Below are 8270 nucleotides of genomic sequence, written 5' to 3'. Positions count from 1 at the left end.
TTTTTGGGGTTTGGGCGGTTAAATTTTCTAAGACAGTTTGTTTGGTTAATAAAAATTTAACTTGGGCAGCTGTAGCAGTGGAAAGACCAACCCAAGCTAAGGCTAAAATGATTACACTAAGTCGTCTTCCTTTGCCGCGAAAGATTTTGTGAAAAGCTCTAATTTCTGTGAGAATTAGGAAGCTACTAACGATAATAATTAGCCAAAATAAGAAATTCCCCCAATTTGACAAAGCAGGGATTCTAAAATAGAAAGCTAAGAAAAAAACACTAAAAGCGAAAAATAGTCTCAGTAGTCTACTAAAATTAGTCATATAAACAGCACACCCCAACCTATCCTCTCACCTAACTTTTTAGATAAAATGCGGTTCAGTACTAACTCTGATTAAAATAATTCACACATTGGAGAAATGGCAAGCTATTTTGGTAATAATTAGCTAAATTAATCTGCAACCGAATTTCTGGAGTGAAAGTCGTTCCAGCGATCGAACAAGCAGTATCTTAAAGTAAAAGTACGATGAGCGATCGCACAACAATACCTATAGCTGACATGATTGATGCTACAATTTCTACCGAAACCTCTGATACCGAGACTTTTAACTGCACTTGGAGCGGAGAAATTTGTACGATCGAAGGGGTAATGTACCTCGAATGTTTGGATAATACACGCTTTCGTGTCGCACAGAAAGTCCCGGAATGGATGGAAGGAAAGCGCAGTTGGCAAATTATCCCCAGCACTGATTCTACAGGCGAAGTGTCACAGGTAACGCTGGTTAGTTCGGAAAATTTAGCTAGTGAAGCAGAAGCGGCGGATATCTGTCAGTTAGTGGGAAGGGTGGTACAGATTGGTAAACGCAATTCTTTAGTTCAGTTTAAGATAAAGCGATCGGAACAAAAAACTCTCAAGCTAACTTTGCTTAATTCCCACAATCTTAATTTGAAACTAAGTCAATTGCTGAAAGTGCAAGCGCAAAGAGTGGGAAAAACTTTGCAAATTTTGAGCGCAGTATCTGTTGACGAAATACCGGGAAATAGTGCAGAAAATCAAATTACAACTGTCTCAATTTTCCCAACAGTAGAAACTACCAAAAAGTTACCATCGACTGAAACTCTACCACCGAATGATGCTGCTTTAACCGCACTTTTTGCAGAAACTCAAGAGTCAGGTTGGCAACTTGCGCCAGCAATCAAACGGCGTGATGGTTGGGAGTGGGAAGCAGTTTTGCCAACGACAGGAAAACGCGCCAGAGTATTAATTAAAGGTGACAAAATTAAGGTTTATGAATATGCACCAGAGGTTAAAGAAGTAGTTAATTTAGAAGTTGAACAGGAAACAAAAATTGATGGTCAAGATAATTTAAATAGTAGATTAATTGTCCGTCCTTTAGGTGCAGCAAAAGGGATTGGTGCTTCTTGTTTTCAAGTATTTATTGGCCCTTATGAAATAGTAATGGATTGTGGTACTCGTCCGAAAGGTTACGATCCTTTGCCAGCATTAGATTATTTAGAAAACCCGAATTTGTTGTTAATTACTCATGCTCATCAAGATCATCTTGGTGCAGTTCCTGTGTTTCATGCGCGGTTTCCAGGAGTTAGAATGATTTGTACTCCGGGAACGCGAGAAATTGCTCATGTGATGTTACAAGATTGTTTGAAAGTTCAGCAAATGAACGAAGATTCGCCGGAACTTTTTGATGAGACAGATTTAGAAAGGACTTTGTTTCGGTTAGAAACTCAAGCAATTGGAGTAGATTTTGAACCTTTACCGGGATTAAAGGTAAGATTTATTAATGCTGGTCATATCGTCGGTGCTGCTTGTATTTATATGCAGTATGGCGATCGATCTTTAGTCTACACTGGAGATTACAACACTACTTCCAGTCGGACAACGGAAGGATTGAAATTAGCAGATTTGCCAAAAGCAGATATGTTAATTACTGAGTCAACTTACGGTGCGGATAACCATCCTAATCGGAAAGCTCAAGAAAGTGCTTTACTAGAAGCGATCGCAGAAGTTGTCACCAAAGGTGGTAATGTTTTAGTTCCAGCTTTTGCTTTAGGAAGAGCACAAGAAATTATTTTAGCAATTCGCACTTCTGCGGTATTTCATAAGTTAAAAATTCCCATTTTTGTTGATGGTTTAGTGAGAGCAATTACCGATGTTTTTCGGGATAACTTAACTTTACTTCCCCAGTCAGTTAAAAACTTCGCACAACAAAAACAAGAACCTTTTTTCGATCCTAATTCTCCTTCTCCCGTCGTCCCGATTACTTCACCGAAACAACGACCTTTAGCAATGGCAAAACCCAGTGTAATTATTGCTAGTTCCGGGATGTTAACGGGTGGCCCTTCAATTTATTATGCTACTACTTTGTTAGAAAGAGAAAATGCCGCAATCTTTATTTCTGGTTACACTGACGAAGAAAGTCCCGGTCGTTTGTTGCAAAATCTCAACACAGGAGATACGGTAACATTAGAAGGCAAAGAGTTAAATGTGAGAGCGCAAGTTCGCAAGTTTAATCTGAGTGCTCATGCTGATAAAGTAGGTTTAACACAAGTAATTCATCGGGTAAATCCCCAGCATTTAATATTAATTCACGGTTCCCACGAAGCATTACATGAATTATCGCGTGCTGGAGATTTAAAAGAAAAATATTATGTTCATATCCCTTCTGTTGGGGATGAAATTGTTTATGGACAAGCGCCGGGACATTTAAGTGCGAGAAAGTTGGTACAATTTGATTTACCGACTGAGTTTGAAGTGAATGTAGAAGCAGAAGTCGAAGGTGCTTGGATTAGGATACCAGAAGAGATTGTGGAAACAGATCCGCGTTGGCAACTGTTAGCTGAAAGCGGGATTTTAAAAGCTAAATGGGAAGGTTTTCATTTAAAACTTAGTCCCTTAACGCAGAGAGATATTGTGGTGGAAGAAGCGATCGCATCTGGAGAAGATTGTTGTGCAGTATGTAACTTCTTCCGTGCCGGAAAATGCCAATCTGAGGAAAGTCCTTTATTTAGTTTTTCCGTAGATCCTAGCAGCAAATGCTTAGAATTTGTCAGACGTGGTGTAATACTAGAACCCAAAGTAGAGTCCGAAAATGAAGAGGAAATTTTCGCAGAAGAAGACGAAGAAATGGATGATTTTTACTTGCTTCCCGAAGATGAAAAATGAAACTTCGGTTTAGTTTACCAGATACCGCTAATTTTTAATTCAGATAAAAACCGATTTTCAATTGTTGGTCAAGTCTGAGTTTTTGCTAAACTAAACTTTGCGAGTTTTGCCATAATTTTGTCAAGCAGAAGTACCGAAAAGAAAGTTTAAATTTTCCTGAAAGTTTGCCATAATTAATTAAGCTTACTACACAGTTTAAAATTATTAAACAATCAGGGAAGCGGAAAAACTCATGAAAGTAAAAGCAGCAATTGCCTATAGTGCCAAACAACCTTTAAGCATTGAAATAGTTGATTTAGAAGGGCCAAAAGAAGGGGAAATTTTGGTAGAAATTAAAGCAACGGGAGTATGCCATACCGATGCTTATACCCTTTCAGGGGCCGATCCAGAAGGACTTTTTCCGGCTATTTTAGGGCATGAAGGCGCAGGAATTGTCGTGGAAGTAGGATCGGGGGTGAAAAGTTTACAAAAAGGCGATCGTGTAATTCCCCTTTATATCCCCGAATGTCGCCATTGCAAATTTTGTCTTTCAGGTAAAACAAATCTCTGCCAAGCTATTCGTGAAACCCAAGGAAAAGGCGTGATGCCAGATGGTAGTAGTCGCTTTTCTATAAATGGCAAAATGCTGCATCATTACATGGGAACTTCCACTTTTGCTAATTATACAGTAGTCCCAGAAATTGCCTTAGCAAAAATTCGCGAAGATGCACCTTTAGAAAAAGTTTGTCTTCTTGGATGTGGCATTACAACTGGAATTGGTGCAGTAATTAATACAGCAAAAGTCCAAGTAGGCGATAATGTTGTAGTTTTCGGTTTAGGAGGAGTTGGTTTAAGTGTAATTCAAGGTGCAAAATTAGCTGGTGCTAACATGATTGTGGGTGTAGATATTAACCCAAATAAAAAAGTATTAGGCGAAAAATTAGGCATGACTCATTTTGTCAACCCCAAAGAAGTAGAAGGAGATTTAGTTCCTTATTTGGTAAACTTAACTAATGGCGGTGCTGACTTTACTTTTGAATGTATTGGCAATGTAAATATCATGCGCCAAGCATTAGAATGTTGTCACAAAGGTTGGGGAACTTGTGTAATTGTTGGCGTTGCTGGCGCTGGGGAAGAAATTTCTACCCGTCCCTTTCAATTAGTTACCGGACGCACTTGGAAAGGTACAGCTTTTGGCGGTGTAAAAGGAAGGAGAGATTTACCAAAAATAGTTGATTGGTACATGGAAGGTAAAATAAATATTGATGATTTAATTACCGAATTCATGCCCATTGAAGATATTAACAAAGCCTTTGATTTAATGCACGCGGGGAAATCTATTCGTAGTGTGATTACTTTTTAGTGACATTTTAGTGACAGGCAAGATGCCTGTCCTACAAGATGGAAGATTTTTATAAATGACAAATGACAAATAACCAAATGACTGAATCAGGAATTTTTGTACATCAATTTGAACTTGGGCCTTGGGATAATTTTATCTACTTGATTGGCGATCGCGCAACTCGTACCTGTGCGGTAGTCGATCCAGCTTGGGATGCACCCACAATATTAGCAGAAGCGGAAAAATTGGATGTAAAAATCACTCATATTCTCTGCACTCACAGTCACTTCGATCATGTTAATCGAGTCAACGATATTTTAGAAGCTACTGACGCGCCAGTACACATGATGGGAGAAGAAATCGATTTTTCTGGATTTAAATGTGAAAATTTAGTGCGTCATTCCCCCGGAGATAGTTTAGCGATCGGTCAACATTTAGAAATTACCATGATGCACACACCCGGACATACACCAGGATGCACAAGTTATCGCATTCCTGATGCTTTAGTCACCGGAGATACACTGTTCGTAAATGGTTGTGGACGCTGTGATTTTGTCGGCGGAAATCCCGAAACCATGTTTTACACATTGCAAGATTTGGTGCGAAAATTACCGCCAGAAACCACCATGTACCCAGGTCATAATTACGGCGATAAACCAACAGCAACCTTAGATATGCAATTGCAAACAAACCCCTATTTAATATTACCAAAAGTAGAAGATTTCGTCAGTCACAGAATGCAAGGAAAAACCCCCAATACACCCCTTCCCCCCGAACCAAAATGGCATCCCTAAATCTCTCTTTCTTCTTCCTCTTTCCTTCGCGCTCTTTGCGTTCTTTGCGGTTTAATAATAAGATTTTTTTAAACCGCAAAGGACGCAAAGGACGCTAAGAAAGAGAAGAAAGAGAAGTTTTTCTAATTCATTTAAGATTATTATTAATTAGAGGGGAAAAATGCAAGAATCACAGCGTCAAAGATCTTTGCAAGCGTTAGAACAGTTTCTCACCACTCCCTTAGCAAGTTTACTGCAAAAAGATAATGCTACAAATGCGGAATCTGCAACTTTAGCTTTGTTTCATTCCGTCGCTGCTACCGTTCCCGCTTACCAAGCGTTTTTAAAATCCCAAAATATTAACCCGGAAACTATTCAAAGTTTCGCTGATTTTTTCCAATTACCGCAAGTTACTAAAGAGAATTATCTGAAAGTTTACTCGTTAGCGGAATTATGTAAAAATGGAAAAATAGAAAGCTGTGATATAATTGCGGCTTCCTCTGGTTCTACTGGTAAACCGACATTTTGGCCGAGGTTCTTCAGCGATGAGTTAGCAATTACTACTAGGTTTGAGCAAATATTTCATGATAGTTTCTTTGCTGATGATCGGCGGACTTTAGCTGTGGTTTGTTTTACTTTGGGAACTTGGGTAGGCGGTTTATTTACGACTAATTGTTGTCGCTATCTTGCTAGTAAAGGTTATCCGATTACAGCGATCGCACCAGGAAATAACAAAGAAGAAATTTTCCGAGTGGTGCAAGAGTTGGGAGGTGCTTTTGAACAGGTGGTTTTGTTGGGATATCCGCCTTTTATTAAAGATGTGGTTGATACGGGAATTGCGCGGGGAGTTGAATGGGAAAAATATAATATTAAAATGGTGTTTGCGGGGGAAGTTTTCAGCGAGGAATGGCGGACTTTAGTTGGGGAAAGAGTTCGATCGACTAATTTTTGCTATGACTCTGCTGCACTTTATGGAACTGCTGACGCTGGAGTTTTGGGGAATGAAACACCTTTAAGTATTTGCATTCGTCGGTGGTTGGCAAATCATCCCGAAGCTGCGAAAACTTTATTTGGCGAATCGCGTTTACCGACTTTGGTACAATACGATCCTTTGAGTCGATTTTTTGAAGTTGAAAATGGTAATTTGTTATTTTCTGGTGATAATGGGATTCCTTTAATTAGATACAACATTTTAGATACTGGCGGGATAATTCCTTATGACGAAATGTTGAGATTTTTGGGAAAATACGGTTTCGATCCGTTGACTGCTTTGGCGCAAGAAAGAGGAATTCGGGAGTTACCTTTTGTTTATGTTTTTGGCAGATCGAATTTTACAGTTTCCTATTTCGGGGCTAATATTTACCCGGAAAATGTCACCGTTGGATTAGAACAACCTGTGATTAAAGAATGGGTGACGGGGAAGTTTGTTTTGCAGGTGAAAGAAGATGCAGACCAAAATAAATTCCTCTCCATTGTGGTAGAGTTAGCACCAGGAATCGAAGCTAATGAAGAAAAGAAAGATGCGATCGCAAATTCCATTCTTGCCCAACTGCGACGACTCAACAGCGAATTTGCTAACTATGTTCCCCAAACATATCAAACTCCCCAAATCACACTCACTCCCACCGGAGATACTGAGTATTTCCCCATCGGAGTTAAGCATCGCTACACCCGGCAATAAACAGAAAGCTTAAGACTTTGCCAAAAAAAAGGGTTTCTCAGAGCAGAAAGCATTATCGTGATAAGCGTTTGAACACTTGACATGAGGCTGAAAGTAAATTACTCATAACTTCAGCCTGATTGATAAACAAGTCTTCATAACCAAGTTGTCAGACTGATTGACACTAAACTAAAAGGAGATTTTCATGGCAGCTATTAAAGTAGGCATTAACGGATTTGGTCGCATCGGTAGATTAGTATTCCGCATCGGACTTGATAATCCAGAAATCGAAATGGCTTGCATTAACGATCTTGTACCACCAGAAGCGATCGCCTACTTATTAAAATATGATTCTACACACGGTCGCTTCGCGGGCACAGTTGAAGCCAAAGAAGACGGCATCGTTGTCAACGGCAAATTTATCCCCTGTGTATCCGTGAGAAATCCCGAAGAACTACCTTGGGGAAAAATGGGCATCGAGTATGTAGTTGAGTCCACCGGACTATTTACCAGCTTTGAAGGCGCATCAAAACATCTCAAAGCAGGTGCCAAAAAAGTTGTAATTTCCGCCCCCACCAAAGATCCCGATCAAGTACCTACCTTAGTCATGGGAGTCAACGACGACAAATACGACCCCACCAAAGATAACATCGTTTCCAACGCCAGTTGCACTACCAACTGTTTAGCCCCCGTCGCCAAAGTTCTCAATGATAACTTCGGTCTTGTCGAAGGCTTAATGACCACAGTTCACGCCATGACAGCCACCCAGCCCACAGTTGACGGGCCCAGCAAAAAAGACTTTCGTGGTGGACGTGGTGCAGCCCAAAACATCATCCCCGCTTCCACAGGTGCAGCAAAAGCCGTTACTTTAGCGATTCCAGAACTGAAAGGCAAACTCACAGGTATGGCTTTCCGCGTACCTACCCCGGACGTTTCAGCGGTTGACTTAACCTTTAAAACTGAAAAAGCCACCAGCTACAAAGAAATCTGTGAAGTAATGAAGAAAGCATCAGAGAACGAACTCAAAGGAATTTTGGGTTACACCGAAGATGATGTAGTCTCCAGCGACTTTACCACAGATCCTCATTCCAGCATTTTCGACGCAGGTGCCGGAATTGAATTAAACTCTAATTTCTTCAAAGTAGTCTCTTGGTACGACAATGAATGGGGTTATTCCAGCAGAATGATTGACCTAATTCTCGCAATGGCAGCCAAGGAAAAGGCGCTTCAGCCAGCTTAGAGGCAGAGGGGCAGAGGTGCAGAGGTGCAGAGGTGCAGAGGTGCAGAGGTGCAGAGGTGCAGAGGTGCAAAAGGTAAAAATTCCCCTTGTCCCCTTGTCCCCAGT

6 protein-coding genes are annotated in these 8270 nt (G+C 40.4%); 5 read left to right on the top strand and 1 reads right to left on the bottom strand.

The annotated features are described in order from the left end of the window. On the bottom strand, positions 1–232 hold a 232-nt coding region (locus tag IQ264_RS29990), incomplete at its 3' end, for a hypothetical protein (RefSeq protein ID WP_193985940.1). Between the two features lie 284 nt (positions 233–516). On the opposite strand from IQ264_RS29990, the gene IQ264_RS29985 reads away from it, so the two are divergent. From IQ264_RS29985 to gap, 5 genes are all read left to right on the top strand, one after another. After that, positions 517–3171, top strand: coding sequence for an MBL fold metallo-hydrolase (locus IQ264_RS29985; protein WP_193985937.1), 2655 nt, complete (start codon positions 517–519; stop codon positions 3169–3171). 232 nt (positions 3172–3403) lie between these two features. Next, entirely contained in the window at positions 3404–4513 is a 1110-nt protein-coding gene (locus tag IQ264_RS29980; RefSeq protein ID WP_193985935.1) for an S-(hydroxymethyl)glutathione dehydrogenase/class III alcohol dehydrogenase, read from the top strand. A gap of 62 nt (positions 4514–4575) precedes the next feature. Further along, entirely contained in the window at positions 4576–5286 is a 711-nt protein-coding gene (locus IQ264_RS29975) for an MBL fold metallo-hydrolase (RefSeq protein WP_228061922.1), read from the top strand. Positions 5287–5446: 160 nt separating this feature from the next. Continuing rightward, on the top strand, positions 5447–6946 hold the full coding sequence (locus IQ264_RS29970; protein WP_193985933.1) for a phenylacetate--CoA ligase family protein: 1500 nt from the start codon (positions 5447–5449) through the stop codon (positions 6944–6946). A gap of 184 nt (positions 6947–7130) precedes the next feature. Then, positions 7131–8165: a type I glyceraldehyde-3-phosphate dehydrogenase gene (gap, locus tag IQ264_RS29965; RefSeq protein WP_193985930.1), complete on the top strand. Its 1035-nt coding sequence runs from the start codon at positions 7131–7133 to the stop codon at positions 8163–8165. Positions 8166–8270: the final 105 nt, after the last annotated feature.

It is taken from the genome of [Phormidium] sp. LEGE 05292 (genome assembly GCF_015207735.1).
Classification (GTDB): Bacteria; Cyanobacteriota; Cyanobacteriia; order Cyanobacteriales; family Aerosakkonemataceae; genus Floridanema.
This window is presented reverse-complemented; position numbering and strand designations above follow the sequence as displayed.